General features: G+C 43.5%; 22 protein-coding genes. 21 read left to right on the forward strand and 1 reads right to left on the reverse strand.

Features of this window, described 5'->3' with window-relative positions:
- Nucleotides 1-17: 17 nt before the first annotated feature.
- The 12 genes from PGU50_RS13750 (at nt 18) to PGU50_RS13805 (ending at nt 14,210) form a co-directional block, all read left to right on the forward strand.
- Entirely contained in the window at nt 18-797 is a 780-nt protein-coding gene (locus PGU50_RS13750) for an SDR family NAD(P)-dependent oxidoreductase (RefSeq protein ID WP_055260535.1), read from the forward strand.
- 12 nt (nt 798-809) lie between these two features.
- On the forward strand, nt 810-1,385 hold the full coding sequence (locus tag PGU50_RS13755; RefSeq protein ID WP_117834734.1) for a hypothetical protein: 576 nt from the start codon (nt 810-812) through the stop codon (nt 1,383-1,385).
- Between the two features lie 21 nt (nt 1,386-1,406).
- Entirely contained in the window at nt 1,407-2,432 is a 1,026-nt protein-coding gene (locus PGU50_RS13760; RefSeq protein ID WP_270247208.1) for an RluA family pseudouridine synthase, read from the forward strand.
- Nucleotides 2,405-2,944 carry a Holliday junction resolvase RecU gene (locus tag PGU50_RS13765; RefSeq protein WP_008370565.1) on the forward strand — a complete coding sequence of 180 codons (540 nt, stop codon included), beginning with the start codon at nt 2,405-2,407 and terminating at the stop codon, nt 2,942-2,944. Before PGU50_RS13760 ends, PGU50_RS13765 begins: the two co-directional genes overlap by 28 nt.
- A gap of 148 nt (nt 2,945-3,092) precedes the next feature.
- Nucleotides 3,093-4,331 carry an ATP phosphoribosyltransferase regulatory subunit gene (gene hisZ / locus PGU50_RS13770; RefSeq protein ID WP_270247209.1) on the forward strand — a complete coding sequence of 413 codons (1,239 nt, stop codon included), beginning with the start codon at nt 3,093-3,095 and terminating at the stop codon, nt 4,329-4,331.
- 10 nt (nt 4,332-4,341) lie between these two features.
- A complete protein-coding gene (hisG, locus tag PGU50_RS13775) occupies nt 4,342-4,998 on the forward strand; it encodes an ATP phosphoribosyltransferase (RefSeq protein ID WP_022220614.1) in 657 nt (218 codons plus the stop codon).
- A 5-nt stretch (nt 4,999-5,003) separates the two neighbouring features.
- Nucleotides 5,004-6,302, forward strand: a complete 1,299-nt coding sequence (gene hisD, locus PGU50_RS13780; RefSeq protein WP_118199182.1) for a histidinol dehydrogenase — start codon at nt 5,004-5,006, stop codon at nt 6,300-6,302.
- A 3-nt stretch (nt 6,303-6,305) separates the two neighbouring features.
- Nucleotides 6,306-6,896 (forward strand): imidazoleglycerol-phosphate dehydratase HisB, encoded by a 591-nt coding sequence (gene hisB, locus PGU50_RS13785; RefSeq protein ID WP_022220612.1) that lies wholly within the window; start codon nt 6,306-6,308, stop codon nt 6,894-6,896.
- 22 nt (nt 6,897-6,918) lie between these two features.
- Nucleotides 6,919-8,202, forward strand: coding sequence for a bifunctional phosphoribosyl-AMP cyclohydrolase/phosphoribosyl-ATP diphosphatase HisIE (gene hisIE, locus PGU50_RS13790; protein ID WP_270203537.1), 1,284 nt, complete (start codon nt 6,919-6,921; stop codon nt 8,200-8,202).
- Nucleotides 8,203-8,425: 223 nt separating this feature from the next.
- Nucleotides 8,426-8,725, forward strand: coding sequence for a hypothetical protein (locus PGU50_RS13795; RefSeq protein WP_008370556.1), 300 nt, complete (start codon nt 8,426-8,428; stop codon nt 8,723-8,725).
- A 260-nt stretch (nt 8,726-8,985) separates the two neighbouring features.
- The gene (locus tag PGU50_RS13800; protein WP_270247210.1) at nt 8,986-11,613 is read left to right on the forward strand and encodes an NlpC/P60 family protein; all 2,628 of its coding nucleotides are present in this window, start codon (nt 8,986-8,988) and stop codon (nt 11,611-11,613) included.
- Nucleotides 11,614-11,885: 272 nt separating this feature from the next.
- Nucleotides 11,886-14,210, forward strand: a complete 2,325-nt coding sequence (locus PGU50_RS13805) for a C40 family peptidase (protein ID WP_270247211.1) — start codon at nt 11,886-11,888, stop codon at nt 14,208-14,210.
- A gap of 113 nt (nt 14,211-14,323) precedes the next feature.
- On the opposite strand, the gene PGU50_RS13810 is transcribed toward PGU50_RS13805, so the two are convergent.
- Nucleotides 14,324-15,205: an AraC family transcriptional regulator gene (locus PGU50_RS13810; protein ID WP_117834743.1), complete on the reverse strand. Its 882-nt coding sequence runs from the start codon at nt 15,203-15,205 to the stop codon at nt 14,324-14,326.
- Nucleotides 15,206-15,529: 324 nt separating this feature from the next.
- Between PGU50_RS13810 and PGU50_RS13815 the strand changes: the two genes are divergently transcribed.
- The 9 genes from PGU50_RS13815 (at nt 15,530) to PGU50_RS18255 (ending at nt 24,415) form a co-directional block, all read left to right on the forward strand.
- Nucleotides 15,530-17,134: an ABC transporter substrate-binding protein gene (locus PGU50_RS13815; RefSeq protein ID WP_008370544.1), complete on the forward strand. Its 1,605-nt coding sequence runs from the start codon at nt 15,530-15,532 to the stop codon at nt 17,132-17,134.
- 84 nt (nt 17,135-17,218) lie between these two features.
- Nucleotides 17,219-18,181 (forward strand): ABC transporter permease, encoded by a 963-nt coding sequence (locus PGU50_RS13820; RefSeq protein WP_044998647.1) that lies wholly within the window; start codon nt 17,219-17,221, stop codon nt 18,179-18,181.
- Entirely contained in the window at nt 18,174-19,073 is a 900-nt protein-coding gene (locus tag PGU50_RS13825; protein WP_118199185.1) for an ABC transporter permease, read from the forward strand. Before PGU50_RS13820 ends, PGU50_RS13825 begins: the two co-directional genes overlap by 8 nt.
- A gap of 16 nt (nt 19,074-19,089) precedes the next feature.
- The gene (locus tag PGU50_RS13830) at nt 19,090-20,106 is read left to right on the forward strand and encodes an ABC transporter ATP-binding protein (RefSeq protein ID WP_270247212.1); all 1,017 of its coding nucleotides are present in this window, start codon (nt 19,090-19,092) and stop codon (nt 20,104-20,106) included.
- On the forward strand, nt 20,103-21,071 hold the full coding sequence (locus PGU50_RS13835; protein WP_270247213.1) for an ABC transporter ATP-binding protein: 969 nt from the start codon (nt 20,103-20,105) through the stop codon (nt 21,069-21,071). The genes PGU50_RS13830 and PGU50_RS13835 overlap by 4 nt, the downstream gene beginning before the upstream one ends.
- A 35-nt stretch (nt 21,072-21,106) precedes the next feature.
- Nucleotides 21,107-22,321, forward strand: coding sequence for a MalY/PatB family protein (locus PGU50_RS13840; protein WP_117558603.1), 1,215 nt, complete (start codon nt 21,107-21,109; stop codon nt 22,319-22,321).
- 29 nt (nt 22,322-22,350) lie between these two features.
- Nucleotides 22,351-23,499, forward strand: coding sequence for a double-cubane-cluster-containing anaerobic reductase (locus PGU50_RS13845; RefSeq protein ID WP_117558601.1), 1,149 nt, complete (start codon nt 22,351-22,353; stop codon nt 23,497-23,499).
- A 241-nt stretch (nt 23,500-23,740) separates the two neighbouring features.
- Entirely contained in the window at nt 23,741-24,133 is a 393-nt protein-coding gene (locus PGU50_RS13850; RefSeq protein ID WP_270247214.1) for a C-GCAxxG-C-C family protein, read from the forward strand.
- A 138-nt stretch (nt 24,134-24,271) separates the two neighbouring features.
- Complete coding sequence (locus PGU50_RS18255; protein ID WP_442872433.1) at nt 24,272-24,415, forward strand: sortase B protein-sorting domain-containing protein; 144 nt, start codon at nt 24,272-24,274, stop codon at nt 24,413-24,415.
- Nucleotides 24,416-24,864: the final 449 nt, after the last annotated feature.

Genomic DNA, 24,864 nt, shown 5'->3' on the forward strand with positions numbered 1-24,864 from the left:
AGAAAGGAGAACCGCTTATGAAGATTGCGATTGTTACCGGGGCATCCTCCGGCATGGGAAAAGAATTTGTCAGACAGATTGAACGTTTTTACAGGGAACTGGACGAAATCTGGGTGATTGCCCGCAGTGAAAAGAAGCTGGAAGAGATCAAGAAAAGCCACAAGACCTATATCCGGATCTTTGCAGGGGACATGGAAGAGGATCTGGTATACAAGCAGGTGAAAAACCGGCTGGAGAATCAGAATCCTGATATCCGTATGCTGGTCAATGCAGCAGGATTCGGAAAGACCGGGACAGTAGAGGAGATTGCAAAGGAAGACAAGAAACTTCAGCTCCGCATGATCGACCTGAACTGCCGGGGACTGACCGAGATGACCTGTACCTGTCTGCCCTGGATGCATAAAGGAACCAGGATCATCAACCTGGCAAGCGCAGCAGCTTTTTGCCCGCAGGCAAAATTCGCAGTTTATGCAGCGACAAAGTCGTATGTACTAAGCTTTTCAAGAAGCCTTGCAGCTGAACTTAAGGAAAAAGGAATCTTCGTCACAGCGGTCTGCCCGGGACCTGTGGACACCCCGTTTTTTGAAGTGTCAGGGAAGTTGCCCGGTGGCATGAAAGAGGCTGTGATGGCAGATCCGGTACAGGTTGTAAAGCAGGCGCTCATTGATGCCAAATACAAAAAAGAGGTTTCTGTATATGGCACGGCAATGAAAGGGGCAGAAGCTGCAACCAAAGTACTTCCGCATGGAATGATCTTAAAAGCCATGTCAATGATGGAGAAAATAACAAAGGAGTAAGCGAAAGACAAGATGAAGATACAAAAAGGAGATGCAGGTTATCTGCGCAGAAGAAAACGATTATTGATACTAGAAGCTGTTGTCTCTTTTGGACTGGTTGCCGCACTGATAATCGCCGGTTATGTAACAACAAAGACAAAGCTCAATCTGCTCACTGTAGTAGCGGTACTCGGATGTCTTCCGGCAAGCCGGATCCTGGTCAATCTGATCATGGTCATGCCGCATGATTCCATCGATGAGGCAACTGAGCTTGAAATCTCGGCTGTCACCGAAGAACTTACCGTTGCATACGATCTTGTGATCACCAGTGAGAAAAAGGCAATGCCGGTAGCAGCTGTTGCAATTTACAACAATACGATCTGTGGCTATGTGCCGGTGAAAAAAGTGGATGTGGACTATGCCGCAAAGCATATCAAATCCATTATGAAGCAGAACCAGTTCGACAAGGTGGTGGTCAAGCTTTTCCATGATTACAAAGCATTTCTGACCCGCGCCGAGGGAATGAACAACATTGCTTCTGTAGAACAGCAGGATACAAGAAAACACGAAGAGATGATCAAAGGACTCCTCCTGGACATTTCACTGTAAAAGGCAGGAGGAATTAAAAGCATGCAGAAAATAACCGTTTCGGCAAATGAAGCAGGACAGCGTCTGGACAAGCTTCTTGGAAAATATTTAAGTAATGCGCCGATGAGCTTTGTTTACAAGATGCTGCGGAAAAAGAACATCAAGTTAAACGGGAAAAAAGCGCAGGGAAATGAAAAACTGACAAAAGGAGACCTGGTTGAAGTATTTCTCTCAGATGATACCTGGCAGAAATTCGCAGGAGCACCGGGAGCAGAAAAGCAGCTTCCGGCAGATCTTGCACGGGCAATGAAAAGCAGCATCCGGCTGTCGGTAATCTATGAGGATCCGGATATTCTGATCCTGAACAAACCATCAGGCATGCTTTCTCAGAAAGCAGCACCGTCTGACCTTTCCCTGAATGAATATATGATCGCTTATCTGCTGAAAAAAGGCGATCTGAAACTAGCTGAGCTTGCTACTTTCCGCCCATCTGTCTGTAACCGCCTGGACCGGAATACCAGTGGTCTTGTAACCGCAGGGAAAAGCCTTGCGGGATTACAGCAGCTCAGCGAGATTTTAAGAGACAGGACCGTGAAAAAATATTATCTCACGATCGTGGATGGGGTGATAAAAGACCGTCAGAAGATCGAAGGATATCTTCTGAAAAATGAGATGACCAATCAGGTGAAAATTCTGAAAGAAGCAAAAGGCGAGGCAAAGCCGATAGCCACAGAGTATATTCCGCTTGCGGATAATGGTCAGCAGACGATTCTGAAGGTGCATCTGATCACGGGACGGACCCATCAGATCCGTGCACATCTGTCTTCGACCGGTCATCCGATCATCGGGGATAGCAAGTATGGTAATCCAAAGGTCAATTCTATTTTCCGGAAAAAATATGCGTTAAAATATCAACTTTTACATGCATGGAAAATGCAGTTCCCGAAAAGAGAGGATGCGCTTGCAAAGGTATCGGAAAAGGAGCTTACCGCGCCTCTTCCGGAAGGATTTACAACCATCATAAAAGGAGAAGGATTAGAATGGGAACCTGGAATTCAAGAGGGCTAAGAGGTTCAACCCTGGAGGATTTTATTAACCGGACGAATGAACGCTATCAGCAGCAGGGACTGGCGCTCATTCAGAAAATCCCGACACCGATCACTCCGGTACGAATGGACAAAGATCACCGCCAGATCACGCTGGCCTATTTTGACCAGCGCAGTACGGTCGATTATATTGGAGCAGTACAGGGAATTCCCGTATGTTTTGACGCAAAAGAGTGCAGTATGGATACCTTTCCACTACACAATATCCATGAACACCAGATGAACTTTATGCGGGATTTTGAAAAACAGGATGGAATTTCCTTTTTTCTTATCTATTACAGTACAAAAAACCTGCTTTATTACATGCGTTTTGAAGAAATAGAAGTGTTTTGGGAGCGGATGAAGCAGGGCGGACGGAAAAGCGTACGCTTTGAAGAACTGGATGAGGAATATTTTATGCAGCTAAGGCAGGGCGTATTCGTTCCGTATCTGGAGATGCTCCAGAAGGATCTGGATCACCGGGAAGAAAGATAAGAAGCATGGAAAAGAGATTAGCAGGATAGAACTTCTGAGTATGCAGGCTTGACAAGCCGCGTCAAAGTTCGTATAATACAACAAGGTCACGTTTTAATATGGTAACATACTAAAGTGACGAATAAACAAAAAAGAGGAGTTACAATCTATGAAGCAGTTATTACATACACCCGAAGGGGTCCGAGACATTTATCACGAAGAATGCGCCAAAAAGCTGGCACTTCAGAACCGACTTCATAAGACTCTGCATTTGTACGGATATCATGATATCCAGACTCCTATGTATGAATATTTTGATGTATTCAGAAAAGAGATCGGAACCATTCCTTCAAGGGAATTATATAAATTTTTTGACAGAGACGGCAACACACTGGTGTTAAGACCGGATATCACTCCGCAGATCGCACGTGCGACGGCAACTTTGTTTAAGGATGATGAGCTCCCGGCAAGGCTTTGCTATATGGGGAATACATTTATCAATCATTCCAGTTATCAGGGACGATTAAAGGAAAGTACCCAGATGGGCGCGGAGATGATCGGACTGGATGCGGCGGATGCTGATGCGGAGATGCTGGCACTTGTCATTGACTGTCTGAAGAATGCCGGACTGGAAGAATTTCAGATCAGTATAGGAAATGTAGACTTTTTCCAGAGTCTGATCGAGGAATCCGAGATTGATGATGAGACAGAAGAACGTCTGCGTGAGTTGATTAACAACCGGAACTTTTTCGGTGCAGACGAACTTTTAGAAGAGGCTGATGCAAAACCGGTGTCAAGAAAAGCATTTTCTGCACTTTCAGAGATGGTCGGTGGTGTGGAGATCCTGGAGGAGGCGAAAAAGGTAGCGCCAAGCAAAAAAGCGATGAAAGCAATCCGGCGTCTCGAAAAAATATACGCGATCTTATCTGTCTACAAAATGGAACAGTACATTACGTTTGATCTGAGCATGAGCGGAATTTACGGATATTATACCGGTATTATCTTCCGGGGATACACTTTTGGAACCGGGGATGCCATTGTAAAAGGCGGACGTTATGACCACCTGGTTGAAAAGTTTGGAAAAGCAGAGCCGGCGATCGGTTTTGCGATCGTAGTAGATGAACTGATGAGCGCACTTTCCCGCCAGAAGATCCAGATCTCAAGTGGCGAGAAGAGTTCCCTGATCTTATATGATAAAGAACGGTTGAAGGATGCAATCCAGCTTGCCATGGAATTCAGAGGAAAGGACAAGAATACCCAGATCCTTCAGAAAGCATCGGATAAGTCGCTGGAATTCTATGTGGATTATGGAAAACGCAGTCTTGCAGGAAGCATGCTGTATCTTCGCAGCAAAGGAGATGTGCAGATGGTGAACCTGATGACCGGCGAAGAGAAAATTGTAGGGTAGGGGTGAGACGATGAAAGACACAAGATATTTGACATTTGCGCTCTGTAAGGGGCGGCTCGCAAAACAGACACTGGAGCTTCTGGAAGAATTGGGGATCACCTGTGAGGAAATGAAAGATAAAGATTCCAGAAAGCTGATTTTTGTGAATGAAGAATTAAAACTCAAATTTTTCTTATCGAAGGGACCGGATGTACCGACCTATGTAGAATATGGTGCGGCGGACATCGGCGTGGTCGGAAAAGACACGATTCTGGAAGCGGGAAAGAAGGTACATGAGGTACTGGATCTTGGTTTTGGTAAATGCAGGATGTGCGTATGCGGACCGGCAGATGCGAAAAAATATCTGGAGAATCACGAACTGATCCGTGTGGCAACAAAATATCCGAATATTGCAAAGGATTATTTTTATAATACCAGACACCAGACGGTAGAGATTATCAAATTGAACGGTTCGATTGAACTTGCACCGATCGTTGGCCTTTCAGAGGTGATCGTGGATATCGTGGAAACCGGATCCACCCTGAAGGAGAACGGACTTGTAGTTCTCGATGAGGTTTGCCCGTTATCAGCGCGTATGATCGTAAACCCGGTCAGCATGCGTCTGGAAAATGACAGGATCAAGGAACTTCTTTATAAACTCAGAAGTATATTAAAAAGGGAGGCTTAATGCACATGAGAATACAAAAGCTGAACAGCGATACAAAGAAAAATCTGCTGGAAGATCTGCTGAAAAGAAGTCCGAACAATTATGGACAGTATGAGGCAAGCGTAAAAGAAATTTTAGATAAAGTAAAAGAAGAAAAAGATGCGGCAGTTTTTGCATACACTGCCAAATTTGATGGGGCAGAGCTTACTGCAGATACGATTGAAGTCACAGATGCAGAAATTGAAGAAGCATATGCGCAGGTTGATGATACACTTCTTACAGTCATCCGCAAAGCAAAAGACAATATCGAAAGTTATCATGCAAAACAGCGTCAGAACAGCTGGTTTGACAGTAAACCGGACGGAACCATTCTTGGGCAGAAGATCACTCCGCTTCACAGAGTCGGCGTGTATGTGCCGGGAGGAAAGGCAGTTTATCCGTCTTCGGTACTGATGAATGTGATGCCGGCAAAGGTTGCCGGTGTGGATGAGATCATCATGGTAACGCCTCCTGGAAAAAATGGAAAAGTAAGTCCGAATACACTGGTTGCAGCCAAAGAAGCCGGTGTGGATAAGATCTACAAGGTCGGCGGTGCACAAGCAATTGCAGCCCTTGCATACGGAACAGAGAGTATCCCGAAGGTTGACAAGATCGTAGGACCTGGAAATATCTATGTAGCACTTGCAAAGAAAGCAGTTTACGGTCATGTCAGCATTGATTCCATTGCAGGACCAAGTGAAATCCTGGTTGTGGCAGATGAGACAGCTAATCCGAGATATGTTGCGGCAGACCTGCTTTCCCAGGCAGAGCATGATGAGCTCGCTTCCGCAATTCTTGTTACGACAAGTGAAAAGCTGGCACATGAGGTATCCGATCAGGTAGATGGTTTCTTAAAAGAACTTTCAAGAGCAGAAATCATTTCCAAATCTCTGGATAATTACGGATATATTCTGCTTGCCGATACGATGGAAGATGTGATCGACGTGGCAAATGAGATCGCATCCGAGCATTTGGAAATCCAGACAAAAAATCCATTTGAAGTGATGACCAAGATCCGCAATGCAGGAGCTATCTTTATCGGAGAATATGCAAGCGAGCCGCTGGGCGATTATTTCGCCGGACCAAACCATATCCTTCCTACCAACGGAACCGCTAAATTCTTTTCCCCGCTTTCTGTAGACGATTTCATTAAGAAATCCAGTATCATCTCTTATTCAAGAGAAGCACTGCAGAAGGTACATAAGGATATCGAAAGCTTTGCAAAAGCGGAACAGCTGACTGCACATGCCAATTCGATCCATGTACGTTTTGAAGAGGAGGGCTAAAAGATGGAGAGCAGAGTTGCATCCTGCAGTCGTGTGACAAAAGAAACACAGATCGAGATGACACTGAATCTGGACGGAACAGGAAAGACTGACATTTCCACTGGCATCGGTTTCTTTGACCATATGCTTTCCGGCTTTGCAAGACATGGACTTTTTGATCTGACTGTCAAAGTTACCGGAGATCTGGAGGTAGACAGCCACCACACGATCGAGGATACCGGAATCGTGCTGGGACAGACCATTGCAAAAGCACTGGGAGATAAAAAAGGAATCAAGCGGTATGGACATTTTATGCTTCCGATGGATGAGGTACTGGTGCTTTCGGCAATCGACCTTTCCGGAAGACCATATCTGAATTTTGACGCCACATTTACCTGTGATAAATTAGGAGAACTAGACACGGAGATGGTAAAAGAATTTTTCTATGCTGTTTCCTACAGTGGTGCAATGAACCTGCACCTGAAAGTCCTGGATGGCGGCAACAACCATCATATGGCAGAGGCGTTGTTTAAAGCATTTGGAAAAGCGCTTGATATGGCTGTATCCGAAGAACCACGGATGAAAGAAGTGTGGTCTACAAAAGGCAGTCTGTAAAAAGATAAAAGGAGTTTCTCGTATGAGTTATAAAAGATTGATTCCCTGCATTTTTATTCTTGGAGGGAAGGCGGTAAAATGGTTTGATGACCCGACAGTTGTATCTGAAGATGTGATCGCGCTGGCAAAAGAGTACAGCGATAACGGGGCGGATGAACTTCTGGTATTTGACCTGTCAAGCACGGATCAGGATCATGATGAGTCCATTGAACTGATGAAAAAGATCAACCGCGTGATCCGGATCCCGATGGTTGCCGGAGGAAATGTAAAGCGGCAGGAGGATGTGAAGAAAATCCTCTACACCGGTGCAAAGCGTGCCATGCTGAATTTTTCAAAGCCGGATTCACAGAAACTGATCGAATCGGTGGCAAAGCGGTTTGGGAAAGAGAAGATCGCGGTGTCACTGAATGACTTTGATGCATTATTTAAGCAGCAGCATCTGATCCAGACTTACAGTAGCCAGATTGTATTTATGCACCGTCTGGATCTGAATTCCGTTGTAAATATTACGGATATTCCGTGTGTGGTTGTGACCGATACACTGGAAAAGGAAGAACTTTTTAAGATCCTGGAATGTCCGGGTGTGAAAGGACTTTCTGGAATGTATGTGAGTCAGAGAGAAATCAATTGTGCTGATTTCAAAGAAGAGTGCAGCCAGAAAGGAATTCGTATGACATCCTTTGAGAGTCTGATGGATTTTTCCGAATTTAAATTAAATTCCGATGGACTGCTTCCGGTTGTCACACAGCATTATAAGACGTCCGAAGTGCTGATGGTGGCATACATGAATCAGGAGGCATTTGAAAAAACAGTGAAAACCGGACGGATGACCTATTTCAGCCGGAGCAGACAGAGTCTCTGGACAAAAGGCGAGACATCCGGACATTTTCAGTATGTCAAATCCCTGACCATCGACTGTGACAAAGATACCCTGCTTGCAAAAGTCGATCAGGTAGGTGCGGCATGTCATACCGGCAATCCGACCTGCTTCTTCCAGCCAATCGTAGGGGATCAGTATGAAGAAATCAATACGCAGCAGGTATTCGAGAGCGTGTATCATACGATCATGGACCGCAAAGAGTATCCAAAGGAAGGTTCTTACACGAACTATCTGTTTGAAAAAGGTATTGACAAAATTCTGAAGAAGGTTGGAGAAGAAGCTGCCGAGATCATCATTGCGGCGAAGAATCCGAACCCGGAAGAACTCAAATATGAGATGTGCGACTTCCTGTATCACATGATGGTGCTGATGGCAGAACGGGGGATCACCTGGGATGACATCATGGAAGAGATGGCAAAACGGTAAAAATAGCATATTTGAAAAAAAGAGGGACATATACTGAGGTAGAGGTATATGTCCTTTTTGTTTGTCTGAAATTGGGAAAGAACTTTCTGGTAAATGAAAAGAACTACCTGCCAAAGATGCGCACTCGCGCAAAGAAGAATGTTGCAAGTAACTGCGTTCGGTGTAGAATGCACCGAGGCACATTCATTTTAATTGGATGCTTTAGCAGAAGGGAGAGATTGGAATGAACGAATCACAGGAACGCCGCGAGGAGTTGCTTAGGATGTCACGTCAAAAATGGAGAAAAGGCAGTATCCCGGCGGTGCATCCAAGGTATCAGCATGTATACAGGGGATTATATGGAGAACATTCTTCAGAAGAAAATGGCGGAAGCAGTTTCTTTGCGCGGATGTTTATCAGTTTCCTTATCTTTGGGATGTTTGTGGCGGCAGATTATACAGGAGAGAAAATCTGGAAATATACGCCCTCACAGATCGTGTCACAGATTGAGTACCAACCGGATATTATGACTGGAAACTGGTAAGAGAAGATAGGAAAGCAGTTCTATGGCGGAGACGGACTTGTAGAAAAAGGTGTAGAATTGTGTATTTTTACTAAAAAAACACCACATATGGTTGAATTTATGCTATAATTAAAAATAATCAAATAAAAGATGAATGAAACCCCTAAATTTAATGTTTCATACATTTTATTAATGCAATTGTTAATGCGAAGAAGAATTTTTTGAAAACTTCAAAAATTAACATACAACTTATAGTCTATTTACGAGAGGAGGATCAATTATTGAAGTTTAGGAACAAATTTATAGCAAAAAGGATCGGGACAAAGACACTGGCAAGTCTTCTGGCATTTGGAATGGCTCTTGGTTCGCCAATGGCGGCATTTGCCGATGATGGGGAAACGGCCGTTGTAGCAGAGAATACAGTGCAGGCAAAAAAGACAGATGGATCAGAAGCATTTGTGAATGTATCTGATTATGTATGGGGAATGATGGAAAGCGGAGCAGTCAGGCTGAATAATGAAACCGGCTATCTGGAAGATACCTCGACTGGTCAGAAAGTGGATCCGGAGACAGGCGAACGCCTGACAGAGACACCGGATGTTCCGGAGACACCAGCCATACCGGACACCCCTGGAAATCAAGAAAACCCAGAGGTTCCGGAAAAACCGGACACTCCGGAAAATCCAGAGACACCGGAAAAACCGGACACTTCGGAAACTCCAGAGACACCAGAAAAACCAGAAACTCCAGAAAAGCCGGATACTCCGGAAACTCCAGAGACACCGGAAAAACCAGAAACTCCAGAAAAGCCGGATACTCCGGGAACTCCAGAGACACCGGAAAAACCAGGCACTCCGGAAAATCCGGATAGCCCGGATTCCGGCAAATCCGATTCCAAAGATCCGATTCAGACACCGGATACTGATAAGGCAGATTCTTCCGAAGACCGGAAAGATACAAAGACCGACCCAATTCCGGGAAGTGAGATCGACCATACACAGGAGATCGGCAAAGCAGAAGAAACAGCCGGTCAGAACGAATCAAAAACTGCAGTCAGTAATTCTGAACTGATCAGCCGTCAGCAGATTGTGAAGCAGCCAGAGATGGTAGAGGATTTCCGTTTCTGGACTGTGGCAAGAAAATATGCATTTGCCAGAACAGCGATCAATGTACGGGAGGAAATTCCGGAAGCTGCAGATGGCAGGGCAGATGCTTCCGAGGAAGCCAAAGAAGCAGAGCTTGAAGCGGCAAAAAAAGATGCAAAAGAGCTGAGAGCCGGATTTGATAAAGAGAATCAAAAATACAACACGAAAAAAGTGAAACGTACAAAAACGGCAAAAGGTGTAAAAAAATCTACACAGATCAAACTGACCGGACTCAACATTTTTTCATCAGCGAAATTAAAGGCAGAGGCGCCGAATCAGACCAATCTAAAAGCTGGAAAAAGAGCTGAAACAGCAAGACAGGCTGAGAAGGATCTGCAGAAGCAAAAAGAAGAACAGGCGGCAAAAGTGACTGCTGACCTGGCAGCACAGCAGATGGAAGAAAAGGTCCGCTCGGTCGGAACGATTTCGCAGGACGGGCTTCTTTATATTTTGAAAGAAGAAAACAATGGCTGGTTGTATGTGGAATCCGGTAATGTCAGGGGATTTGTAAAGGCGTCTGAAATTTATACGGAAGATGCGGCACAGGAACTTCTGGATGTCTATCAGACACAGGCCAGGTTAAAAGCTTCCAAAGAAAACAAAGACTATACCGGAATCGAGGGAACCGCAAAGACGGCACAGGCACTGATAGATGCAAAAGATAATCAGGCATATACCTATCTCCGTGCGACGGTGAAGCAGACGGTTGCAGATAAAGAACCGGCACTGGTAAGCGATCAGCTAGATACCGATAAAAAAGGAATCCTGAATATTCAAGAAGAGAAGAATGCGGATTCCAGAGTTGTTGGGACAATGACAACAGGAGAGCTCTGCTACATTCTCGCAGATGAAGATTCAGACTGGGTTTATGTAGAATCCGGAGATGTCAGAGGTTTTGCGGAAAAGAAGTATTTGAAATCAGACGCTGAAACCAAAGCACAGGTGACAGAAAGAGGAGCTGATGCCTATTCAATGGCAGAGGAAAACATGGATCCGGAAGATAATAAAGCTCTTTACTATACGCTGACTTCTACAAAAGAAGGAACGCCGAGTGGTGAAATCCGCCAGTCAATGATTGAATATGCATCCCAGTTTGTCGGTAATCCTTATGTGTGGGGCGGAACCAGTCTGACAAACGGAGCAGACTGTTCCGGATTTGTACAGCAGATTTACAAGGCTTACGGATATGATCTTCCGCGTGTTGCCGAGGATCAGAGCCAGTATGGAACCAAGATTCCAGTAGAAGACGCACAGCCTGGAGACCTGATCTTCTATGCAAAGAACGGTTATGTATATCATGTTGTGATGTATGCCGGAGATGGAAAGACGATCGAAGCAGCAAATGAAGATGTGGGAATCATTTACGGAACTGTTTATAACAAAGATGCAGTATGGGCAACCCGGATCCTGGACGATCATTATACTGTTGCAGGTGGCGGAATCGGAACAGTCAATGCGACAGAAGAGATGTACGGCGCAGATCTTGGTAATTTTACGATTACATATTACTGTGCATGTGAAATCTGCTGTAACAAAGCAGACGGGATCACAGCAACCGGAACCCCGGTCATTGAAGGACAGACCATTGCGGTGGATCCGAGTGTGATCCCTTACGGAACAAAAGTCATCATCGGCGGACATATATTTACTGCTGAAGACTGTGGTGGTGCGATCAAGAAAAACCACATTGATGTCTATGTAAACAGCCATGAAGAAGCACTTGCTCTCGGCGTGACGAATGCAGAAGTATATCTGGTTAAATAAAAATTAAGCGAAGGATAATTTGTTCTTTCGGAGTTTATCTAAAGCCATAAAAACAGGGAAATGTTCTGACGTAAAATATGTCAGGACATTTCCTTTTTTTCATTTTACCAAAATATTTTCCGAAAGAAATTACTCTCTGAGTTTGAAAAATTTTATCAGAAATATTTTTAATGAAATATGGACGGTTTTGTCAAAGAGTAGTAAAATAAAAATGTCGCGTTTCGACTAAAAGGACTGGATTTTACAGAATTTGTAAGAAGGAGCAACAGATTTTGAAATATAGAAATATACAGGTAGCAAAAATGACAGGAGCAAAAATTCTCGCAGGATTACTTGTTTTCGGACTTACTTTCAGTATTCCGGCAACAGCTTGGGCGGCAGAGGGCGGTCTTACAGATGTTACTTCTAATGGATCAGAAAATGGAGAAAAATTACAGGCAAAATCCATTGATGGGCGTGATACACTTACAGAAGTATCAGATCTTGTCCTGGAGATGATTCAGAATGAAGAAATAAGATACAATGAAGAGACAGGATATCTGGAAGATACCGGCCTGCGTGATGCAGCGAAAACAGGATGGAAGGTTGATCCGATAACAGGGGATGAAGTAGAAGTAATCCCGGCTAATCCGGATGTGCCGGTTACGCCGGAGCAACCGACAGATCCGGTCAATCCGGATACACCACAGCAGCCTTCAGATGGCAATGTGAACAATGAACAGCAGCCTTCGGAAGATCAGACAGAAGGCTCAGAAGAAAAAAACAAAACGCAGGAGCAGGAAAAAAATACGCAGGATAATGAACACAAGATGACCAATGAAGAACTGGTCAAGAGACAGCAGATCGTCAGTCTTCCGGAATACGAAGAAGATTTCCGTTTCTGGACAGTTGCGAGAAAATATGCATTTGCAAAGACAAAGATCAGCATACGTGAGGCAATTCCGGAAGATATCAGTGGAGCCGTTGATACTGATCGGACAGAAAGTGATATTCAGGAAGCAACAGCCGATGCTAAAAAACTGTTTCATAAGGAAACTTCTGTAAAAGCGAAGAAATCAAAGACGAAATCTTCTGCGAAAAAGACGAAAATGGAAAAGAAAGTACAGCTTAATACATTTTCTGCCGGGACATTAAAAAACACAGCAGACACTTCGGAAAAGAAGTCATCCTTAAACTCGGATACTGCTACAGCATTGCAGGATGATACTTTAAATGCGTCCCTTGCATCCCGGCAGTTGGCCGAAAAGGTGCGTTCTGTCGGAGAAATTTCACAGGATGGACTTCTCTACATTCTGAAAGAAGAAAAGAATGGATGGCTGTATGTAGAATCCGGAAAGGTCAGAGGATTTGTAAAAGAATCCGAGCTTTATACCGGAGATGCCGCACAGGTACTGCTGAGTGGATACCAGAAGCAGGCAAAAAAAACTGCAAAAAAAGCTAAGATTGCATACACTGGAATCGAAGGAACAGCATCCCTTGCAAAAGAAACGGTTCCGGCAAATGAAAATCAGGCATTTACCCATGTACGTGCAACCGTAAATCAGACACTGGCTACGAAAAAATATGCACTGGCAGATGCATCAAAGTCGGATGGAACTGTAGCAATCCAGGAAGAGGCAAATGGACAGTCACGTGTGATCGGAATCATGTCCCAGGGTAATCTGTGTTATATCCTTGCGGATGCAGAGAAAGACTGGATTTATGTGGAGTCCGGGGATGTCCGTGGGTTTGTCTCTAAAGAGGCTGTTCAGACTGGGGATGAAGTAAAAGCGCAGGTAGAAGCAGCAGGCGAAGGTGCTTACCAGACAGCTACAGAACTGATCGCACCGGAAGATAACCAGGCACTTTATTATAGCTATGCTTCTGTAAAGCCGGGAACACCGGGGAATGCGATCCGTCAGGCAATGCTGGATTTTGCCGCACAGTTCATTGGCAATTCTTATGTATGGGGCGGTACAAGCCTGACAGAAGGGTCGGACTGCTCCGGATTTGTACAGCAAATCTATAAGAATTTTGGCTATAATCTGCCAAGAGTAGCCGAAGATCAGAGCCAGTATGGAACCAAGATTCCGGTTGAAGACGCACAGCCGGGGGATTTGATTTTCTATGCAAAAGACGGTTATGTCCATCATGTTGTGATGTATGCAGGAGACGGAAAGACCATCGAAGCTGCAAATGAAGACCAGGGAATCATTTCCGGAACGGTATATATTCCGGAAGCTGTCTGGGCAACCAGAATCCTGGAAGAAAATTATAATCTGGAAGGCAAGGATGTGAACGAACAGAACGCTACAGCCGAACAGTATGGAGACAGTATTGGAGAGTATACCATTGATTATTATTGTTCCTGCGAAACTTGCCGTGCGAAGGCAAGCAAAGTCAAAGCAACCGGAACTCCGATTGTTGAAGGGCAGACCATTGCGGTTGACCCGGATGAGATTCCGTATGGAACAAAGGTGATCATTGACGGACATGTATTTACTGTTGAAGATTACGATACTTCCGGCAAAGAAAAACATATCAGTATCTATGTCAATGAGCATGAGACTGCACAGAAGCTGAATGAGAAGAAGGCAGAAGTACATCTGGTGAAATAAAGACAATCAAAAAAAGAAATATTAAACAAGAAAAACTTCGGATCACTGGCGAAAATCCAGAATATCCGAAGTTTTTTGCATGTCTACACTATTCAGACAAGTCATTCTCCCGGCTAATGTTTGATCTTTTTCAGTTTTTCATTGTCTGCCTGACATTCGGTCGGGGAAATATGATACATTTTCTTAAAAGCACGAAAAAATGAAGAATAGTCTCCAAAACCGGACTGGACAGCAACCGTTTTAAGCGGAACATCCTGCCGGATCAGCGAGACCGCAAGTGCCAGCCGTTTCTTTAAAATATACTGATGACAGGTCGTATTCAGTTGTTTCTGAAAAAATTTGTTCAGGCTGCTCTTGCTCATGTGGAAAGTACGCGCCAGATCCTCCACGCCGATTTCTTTCAGAAAATGCTGATCCAGATAGCGGACAATCTGGTTGGTCTGATCGGATTCAATCTCAATAAATTCGGTGGAATATTTCAGGGCATAATTGATGATTTTTACCAGAAGACAGGTGGATGCACCACAGGCATAGGTTTCGGAAAGCTCCCCATAAGAAGCATATTCCCGGTAAAAGGTTTCAAATTCTTCCTCAAAATTGCACAGCTTATTGGTAGTATGAAGAAGATGAGGTGTGTCAATATTGAAAACAGATTCCTCAAGAGCCGGAAGCTGGCTTTTCAGATTGGAAATATATGATTTTTCCAGCCATACAGTGATAAAATCATAATAGTTTGCAACAAGATCACTGGAGGTAAAGTAGTGTGGAATATCCGGTGGAATAACCAGAATATCGCCATTTGTAATAAAATGCCGTTTCTGGCCGATGCGAAACAGAAAATCTCCGCTTTTACAAAAGCTGATCTCATAAAATCCGCTTTTGATCATAGAAAGATCTTCCATCAGATATCCTTTGTGGTGCGTGCATTTTACATGGCGCAGATGGCGTTTGCCGGACAGATGCATTTCAGGGCTTTGCTCATATAATTTTTTCATTTATAAACCTTTCATGATGAATAATAATTTAACAAATCTTTTGTAATCATTATACAATACACATTGCAAAAAAGGTAAAATAAATTGTAAAAAAATTATGTTTTTTGTTATAGATAAAAACAATAAATTGTTAAAAGTTACAAAAATAACGAGAAATCGCCGTTTTCTGGAATTATTGATAAATAATAGCAATAAGTACAAAAAGTGATAGAAAAAAGCTATTTGCAAAGAAAAAAACATTTTGGTAGTATTTTTGAAGAGTTGTTAACTAGGGGATATACCGACAGAGCAACTTAAGGAAAATACAATGGAGGAAAAAGGAAAATGAAAAGAAGAGCACTCGCATTATTGTGTGCAGGAATTTTAGCAGTCGGTATGCTTGCCGGATGTGGTGGAAGTTCTGACAAGAAAGACAGCAGCGCAAAGACAGAAGACACGAAGAAAGAGGCAAAAAGTGATGGGACTTTTACAGTTGCATTGAATTATATGCCAACATCTCTGGAGCCAAGTACAGCCAGTGATGACCAGACCTCTCTGGTTCGTCCGATCTTTGAACCATTATTTGTAGAAACAAAGGATGGAATCGAATATTATCTGGCAGATAAGCTTGATATTTCAGAAGATGCCAAAACATACACCATTCATCTGAATGAGAAAGCAAACTGGAGCGATGGCGAACCGGTTACTGTAGATGATATCTTATTTACAATGAATTATGCCGGAAGAAATTCTGGTGGAAAATCTTCTTATAATACAATCAATAAACAGGAAGTTGTATTTAACAAAAAAGATGATAAGACACTGGAAATTGTCCTTCCTGAACCATATGCAACTTATACAGCAGCAATTGGCAGAATGATGATTTATCCGTCACACGCATTTGACAATGATTATACAAAAGTAGAAGGAAGCGGATACTTTAATTCCACAGATATGGCTACTTCCGGAGCTTACACGGTAGCAGAGATCAATGATGACAGTATCGTATATACTGCACGTGATGATTATTACAGAGAAACACCGAGCGTTAAGAAAGTTGTTATGAAGACGATCGGTTCCGGAAGCACCAAACAGGTTGCATTTGAAAACGGAGAAATCTCTTACATGAGAATTACAACTCCGGAAGAACTGAAAAAATATGAAGGTGACGATAATTACAATATCAGCTCCTTCTCAGAAGCAAGACTGAATTACCTGCAGATCAATCCTTACGGACCTGCAAAAGACAAACTTACAGAAGATGCAAGAAAAGCGATCTTCCTTGCAATCAATGCAGATGAGATCATCGATACCGCATACGGAAGTGACGAACTTGCAACGGTTGCAAACAGTCTTCTGACACCAGATCAGTCTCTTTACAACAAAGACTGCAAAGGTTACGAGCAGGATCTTGAAGAAGCAAAGAAACTTGCCAAATCTTCAGGAATCGAAGGAACAACTCTGAAATATGTTTACAATGCAGACCGTCCGAACATGGAAGAAGTTGCAACAGTTCTTCAGCAGCAGCTCGCAGAAATCGGCGTAACGCTTGATGTAGAAGGTCTGGATTCCAACGCATTCTTCCAGAGATTCTTCGCAATTATGTTCCAGTCAGGGGAAGAAGATCAGTGGGATCTTGGTACAAATGGATGGGATTCTGAGCGTGGAAGCAGTCTTGGACAGGCTTACAGCTACATCAACAGCAGCTCCAAAGCATGGGGATTCAGTGATGAAGCCGGACAGCTTGCAGCAAAGGTAAACGCAGCAGCAGACAAAGACGAAGCAAAGCAGCTTGCAAATGATCTGCAGGATCTGACTTTATCAGAATACTGGGAATACCCACTTACTTACACCAATTATGTGATGGTATCTCAGAAAAATGTAACAGGTCTGGATGCAGTACCGGTTGTTCCGGAATTCGTTGATTACCTGAAGATCAAAGTAGACTAATTATATCGTATTTTAGCAGACGAAGAGGGGCTGAAGCACAAGATGACCTTTGTGCCGGTCCCTCTTTTAAAGGAGAAAAGAAATATGGCAAAATATTTCGTAAAGAAAGGGATTCAGCTGATTATTGTCACGATTTTGATTTCTTTTTTCTCATTTGCCGTGATCTATGCAGCACCGGGAGATATTTCCGGTATGTATTTGAATGAACAGATGTCAGATGAGGAAAAAGAAGCAATCAGAGAGAATCTCGGACTTAACAAAAGTATGCCGGAGCAGTATTGGGGATGGGCAAAAGAAGTGCTGAAAGGAGATTTCGGAATTTCTCTTGCAAACCATACTTCCGTATCTGAGCAGATCATCAAGCGTCTTCCGGCAACCCTGCAGCTGATGGGAGCCGCATTGGTTCTTTCTGTGCTTCTGGCAATCCCACTCGGACTCTGGTCGGGATACCGCAAGAATACCTGGATTGATAATATCATCAGTGGACTTTCCTATATTGGTATGTCGATTCCGTCTTTCTGGCTTGGAATGGTGCTGATTATTGTGTTTGCAGCAAAGCTTCATATTCTTCCGTCATCGGGGATGCATTCGGTGGGAAATGAATCGTTCCTGGATACGGTGAAGCATATGATCATGCCATGTATCACCCTGAGCCTTTCCAACCTGGCAGTCTTTATCCGCTATATCCGTTCTAATACGATCGGACAGCTTGGAGAAGAATACGTTCTTGCAGCAAAAGCAAAAGGAACGACAGGTGGAAAACTTTTAAAAAGACATATTTTGAAAAATACACTGCTTCCGATCATCACATTGCTTGGAATGAATCTGGCATCCATAGTCTGTGGATCGTTTATCATTGAAAGTGTTTTTGGATGGCCGGGAATAGGTACCCTTGCAATGACTGCGATCGGTGTCCGTGATTATCCGGTGATTATGGCATACGTCATGTTGTCCGGAATTATTCTGGTTGTCGGTAACTTTATTGCAGATATTCTGTATGCATTTGCAGATCCGAGAATCAAGAGGGAGGATATGGCAAATGACTGATACTAGATTTAAACGAATTGAAAAAAAGAAAACCCAGGAGTTGATTTCATATGATCACAGTGTGTGGAAAGATATCAAAAAAGAGCTTTTTTCCAATAAGATTGCACTGGTGAGTATCATCATTCTCCTGATCATTATCATAGCTTCCATTCTGGCACCGCTTAGTCCATATGATCCGAATAAGATCAATGTTGCTGAAAAACTGCAGGGAATTTCTGCAAAGCATATTTTCGGGACAGATGAATACGGAAGAGACTATTTTACCAGAGCACTTTACGGAGGACGTATTTCTCTTACGGTTGGTTTTTGTTCGATGATCATGACTGTAATCCTCGGAACGGCAATCGGTATTACTTCTGGATATTTTGGTGGAAAAGTGGATATGTTCCTGATGCGCTTCACCGATATTTTCCTGGCACTTCCGAGTATGCTTCTGATGGTTGTACTGAATACGATCTTGCGTCCGGGCCTGTTTACTCTGATCGCGGTACTCAGTCTTTTTTCCTGGGCACAGGTGGCGAGAATTACAAGGGCGGAAACCATGTCTGTCAAAGAAAGAGATTATGTGACCGCCGCAAGGAATCTGGGAGCTGGAAGTTTCCGGATTGCAGTGGAACATATTGTACCGAATATTATGGGACCGGTCATCGTAGCGGCAAGCCTTGGAATTGCCAATGCGATTCTGATGGAGTCGTCCTTAAGTTTCCTTGGACTTGGAGTACAGATTCCAAGAGCTTCCTGGGGAAGTATGCTGCAGAGTGCGCAGGGACATATTCTGGATGCACCGAGACTTGCGGTATTTCCGGGAGTTCTGATTCTGTGTACAGTACTGAGTTTCAATTTACTTGGTGATGTCCTTAGAACCGCACTGGAACCAAAGATTGTAAAGTAAGCCTGGAGGATAGAAGATGGAAAAATTATTGGAAGTAGAGAATTTATCTGTATCCTATTTTACATATGCAGGCGAAGTACAGTCTGTAAGAGGAATTTCATTTGATGTAAAAAAAGGAAAGACAACTGCATTGGTAGGTGAATCAGGATGTGGGAAATCCGTAACTGCCAAATCCCTGATGGGACTGATCGAGAAACCGGGAAAGGTAAAGCCGGAAAGTAAGATCATTTACCAGGGAAAAGAGCTTACCGGGTATACGGAAAAAGAGTGGAATACCTTCCGTGGAAAAGAATGTTCGATGGTTTTCCAGGATGCACTGGTATCCTTAAATCCGACGATGAAGGTTGGAAAGCAGATTGCAGAAAATCTGAAGAATCACGAGAGTAGTCTTTCGAAGGAAGAAATTTATCAGAAATCGTTGGAAATGCTGAAGCAGACCGGGGTTCCGGATCCGGAAGGGTGTATGAACAAATATCCACATGAGTTATCCGGTGGAATGCGTCAGAGAGTGATGATTGCCTGCGCTATGGTGACACATCCGCAGCTTTTGATCGCAGACGAGCCGACAACAGCACTGGATGTGACAATACAGGCACAGATCATTGCGCTGATGGAAGAGTTGCAGGAAAAGCTTGGTATGTCCATCATTATTATCACACATGATCTTGGAGTGGTTGCAGATATGGCTGATGAGATCATCGTCATGTATGCCGGAGAAATCGTGGAAAGAGGAACGGCAAGGGATATCTTTTATCACCAGCAGCACCCGTATACATGGGCACTTCTTCAGTCCGTTCCAAGGATTGACAGTGCAGATAAGAGTATCTTAAATACAATCGAAGGAAATATTCCGGATATGATAAAGCCTCCAAAAGGATGCAGTTTCTGCAGCCGCTGTCCATATGCGATGGAAATCTGTCAGGAAGAAAAACCAGAAACGGTGCAGATCACAAAGGAACACAGCGTAGCCTGCTGGCTGATGGATGAACGCGCAGATCGAAGTGATGTTCCATTTGGGAGGATAAAGGCATGATGGAAAAAGAAGTAGTATTAGAAGTAAAAAATCTGAAAAAATATTTTCCAGTGGGACATAAACGGGTATTGAAAGCTGTTGACGATGTCTCTTTTACGATTCATAAAGGAGAAACTTTCGGAATCGTAGGAGAATCAGGATGTGGAAAGACGACTTGCGGGAAAACCTGTACCGGAATCCTTACGAAGACAGACGGACAGGTGTTGTATCAGGGAAAAGATGTGCATCAGATGAGTAAAGCAGAGAGAAATGCATTTACACAGAAGGTGCAGACCATTTTCCAGGATCCGTATGCTTCGCTGGATCCACACCAGAAAGTGTATCAGATCGTAAGTGAAGGGATGCGGATCCATCATCTGACAAAAAGTAAAGAAGAAGAGCAGAAACGGGTGATGGAACTTCTAGAGATGGTTGGCTTAAATGCCGAGCATGCTACCAGAAATGTCCATGAATTTTCCGGTGGACAGCGCCAGAGAATCGGAATTGCAAGGGCACTTGCAGTTAACCCGGAATTTCTGTTCTGTGATGAACCGATTTCAGCACTTGACGTATCTATCCAGGCGCAGATCATGAACCTCCTGATGACCTTGCAGAAAGAACGGCATCTGACGATGCTGTTTATCGCCCATGACCTTGCCATGGTAAAGCATATTTCCGATAATATCGGAGTGATGTATCTTGGAAAGCTGGTGGAAATTTCACCGGCTGCGGAATTATATGAAAAGCCGTATCATCCGTACACCCAGGCACTTCTGGAGTCAATTCCGATCGCCGATCCGGATCTGGCAAAAAGTCGGGGACGTCATTTTCTCACCGGAGATGTGCCAAGCCCGATCGATCCACCAAAAGGCTGCCGTTTCTGCGGAAGATGTAGCAAATGCATGGATATCTGCCTGGAAGTCCGTCCGGAATTAAAAGAAGTATCCAAAGGTCACCAGGTGGCATGTCACCTGTATGATGACTAAAAGAAAAAAATGTATGTAACAGAGGAGAAAGAAAAATGAAGTACGATTTTACAAGTATTATTGACCGTAAAGGAAAAGATGCCCTTGCAGTGGATATCCTTCCAAATATGCTTGGACCGGGGAACAAAGTAGAAGTAAGAGAAGGAATGGATTATATTCCGATGTGGATTGCGGATATGAATTTCCCGGCGCTCCCGAAGATTACTGAAGCGATCATCGAAAGAGCGAAACATCCGACCTATGGATATTTTATTACCAGAGATGAGTATTACAACAGCATCATCAAGTGGCATGAAGAACGGAATCATGTGACCGGACTGAAAAAAGAACATATCGGTTATGAGAATGGAGTTTTAGGCGGCGTGGCAAGTGCACTTCACGCGGTCTGCTCACAGGGTGACAATGTCCTTGTCCATGCACCGACTTACATAGGATTTACCGGCACACTGAATAATAATGGCTACCATATCATCCACAGTCCGCTGAAAAAGGATGAAGAAGGCATCTGGCGGATGGACTTTGAGGATATGGAAGAGAAGATCGTGAAAAACAAGATCCATGCAGCCATTTTCTGTTCACCGCACAATCCGACCGGTCGTGTATGGGAGCGCTGGGAAATCGAGAAAGCAATGGAAATCTATAAAAAATACGATGTGACCGTCATTTCCGATGAAATCTGGTCCGATATTATTTTATATGGAAACGAGCATATTCCAACCCAGTCTGTATCTGAAGATGCAAGAAACAGAACGATTGCTTTATACGCACCGTCAAAGACCTTCAACCTTGCCGGACTGATCGGAAGCTATCATATTATATACAACAAACGCCTGAAAGACAGAGTTTTAAAAGAGTCTTCCCTCTGCCATTACAATTCGATGAATGTGCTGTCCATGCATGCACTGATGGGTGCGTATACACCGGAAGGACAGGAATGGGTAGGCGAGCTTCGAGAAGTGATCGGGGAAAATGTCGCTTATGCATGTGATTATATCGACAAACATTTTGAAGGTGTTTCCGTAACCAGACCGCAGGGAACCTATATGCTGTTTGTTAACTGTGAAGAATGGTGCAAGGCACATGATAAGAGCCTGGAAGACGTTCTGAAGATGGGATATGAAGCAGGTGTGTTCTGGCAGAACGGAAAGCCATTCCATGGTGAATGGTATATCCGTATGAACCTTGCACTGCCGACATCCAGAGTGAAAGAAGCATTTGACCGTCTGGATAAATATGTATTCAATGCTTAAAATGCATACAATAAAGGAGGAAAATAAAAATGGAATTAGTAAAAGAGCTGCCGGAGATTTTTGAAGAATTTGCAGAGCAGAGACAGAGATCTTTCCTGGTAATGAAAGAAGTAAAGGACAAAGGAATTCCGGTTGTAGGTGCGTACTGTACCTACTTCCCACAGGAAATCGCAATGGCTATGGGAGCAGTTACCGTAGGACTTTGCTCTACATCCGATGAAACGATCCCAATCGCAGAAAAGGATCTGCCGAAGAATCTGTGCCCGATGGTAAAGGCAAGTTACGGTTTTGCCGTATCTGACAAATGTCCATTCTTCTATTTCTCAGACGTGGTAGTCGGAGAGACAACCTGTGATGGAAAGAAAAAGATGTACGAACTGATGAAAGAATTCAAAAATGTCTATATCATGGAACTTCCAAACTCACAGAGAGCAGATTCCCTGGAGCTGTGGACAAAAGAGATCATCCGTTTCAAAGAATATCTGGAAAAGACATTTAATGTAGAGATCACAGAAGAAAAAGTGCGCCATGCTGTTCATGTATCCAACCAGGGACGTATTGCACTGAAGAAATTCTACGAAGTTATGAAAAATGATCCGGCTCCGATGAACGGTTCCCAGCTGTTCGGCGTTCTCTATGGAAGCCAGTTCAAATTCGACAAAGAAAAGATGCCGGCAGAAATTGATGCCCTTCGTGAAAAGCTGATGAAAGAATACGAAGAAGGTGAAAAACCAGAGAGAAAGAAACGTATTCTTTTAACCGGATGTCCAAGCAGCGGTGCACCGATGAAGGTTGTAAAAGCCATCGAAGAACACGGTGGAAATGTTGTAGTCTATGAAAACTGTGGAGGTGCAAAATCTGTTGACCGTCTCATCGATGAAGATGCAGAGGACATCTACAAAGCAATTGCAGAGAGATATCTTGCAATCGGATGTTCCGTTATGACACCAGATAACAATCGTATCGAACTGATGGGAAGACTCCTTGAAGAGTATAATATCGAGGGTGTAGTAGAAATGACACTTCAGGCATGTCATACTTACAATATCGAGGCAAAGAGCATTGAGAAATTTGTAAAATCTAAAGGACTTCCGTATATCCATGTAGAGACCGATTATTCTCAGGCAGATATCGGACAGCTGGATACACGAATTGCTGCATTTTTAGAGATGATCTAGGATTCAGAATGTATCAAATTTAAAAGAATGTGTCCCGGTATTCTGAAAAAGTGGATGGGATTCTAACAGATTTATGTTATAATAGGAATTAACAGGCAGGGAACAGGCATCAGTCTGTTCCCTGTGTATATTTACAGGTATATGGAGAATATACCGGAATTTTTTCAGAGAGCAGCTAAGACTGAGGCGAAGCCTTTGAAAAAATTTTACCAGATTGAATAAAATAAGAGAGGTACTGAATATGACAATCGAAGAACGCGCAGCAAAAGCTGCAGATTTAAAAGCTGCCGGAGCATGCAACTGTTCCCAGGCAGTGGTAAAAGTATTTGAAGATAAGCTTTCATTGGACGATGAGACACTGATGAAATTAACCGCAGGCTATGCAGCTGGAATGGGATGTCTGGAAGCAACCTGCGGGGCACTCATTGGAGCTGTGATGACCGCCGGAGTCCTGACAGACGGAGCCGGAACGCCTCGTTATTCCAAAGAAATCTTTGCAAAGTTTCAGCAAAAATGCGGAGCAACGATCTGCAGGGAGTTGAAGGGCGTCAGCACAGGAAAGGTACTCTGTGAATGTCCGGAATGCGTAAGAAATGCGGTGCTTGCACTAGGAGAAGTAATGGGGATTGAATAAATAAAACGATACGAATACGGAACACATCCACATTTGTGCTATACTTAAGCTAACAAAGTGTTTAGGACATGGTTTCATAGCTTCAAGAAAGTAACGGTTTTAAAATACAGGCTGAACTGACAACAGACTAAGAAGACTATTCCAAAACCAAAGGCGCCGGCTTCCGATGCAAAGGATAAAGTTCCAGAGACGGGAGATAGCAGTTCTATGACATTGTATCTGGTTCTGATGGGGATTACAGCAATGTCAGGAGCACTGGTATTAAGAAGAAAAAGTAAATAACAAAAGGGCGTATCGGTGCGGATATCAAGAGATTTTATTTCCCCCTCTCAGGTATAATACATCTTGGAGGGGGAATTTTATAACCAGATAAGTATGATTCTAAGATTAGTCATGTTTTTAAATGTGTTCTTGTATTATGCGGAATTGATTCAGAAAAATATCATTGTCAGGACTTTGATATGGCTAAAATGGTTGATTTTCTCACTTAAACAAGCTATTATTAAAAGTAATTGTCTTAATAAAAAACTCGTTTCAAAATTATCGCTTACAGTATTATACGATATGATAAAGTATCATTGTGGTCGCATTCTGTCGTAAGCAGTCGCATACAATCCTTACGACAGAAAAACGGTCGTAAAACAGCAAAAAATGGGGTAAAATGGCAATGTCATGATGCCGGGGTCAAAACATAGCGTTTTCTATATGCTAACCCCTGCTTGAACCTTGAA

The sequence above is a fragment of the Coprococcus sp. AM11-30B genome (assembly GCF_027674365.1).
Lineage (GTDB): Bacteria > Bacillota > Clostridia > Lachnospirales > Lachnospiraceae > Allocoprococcus > Allocoprococcus comes.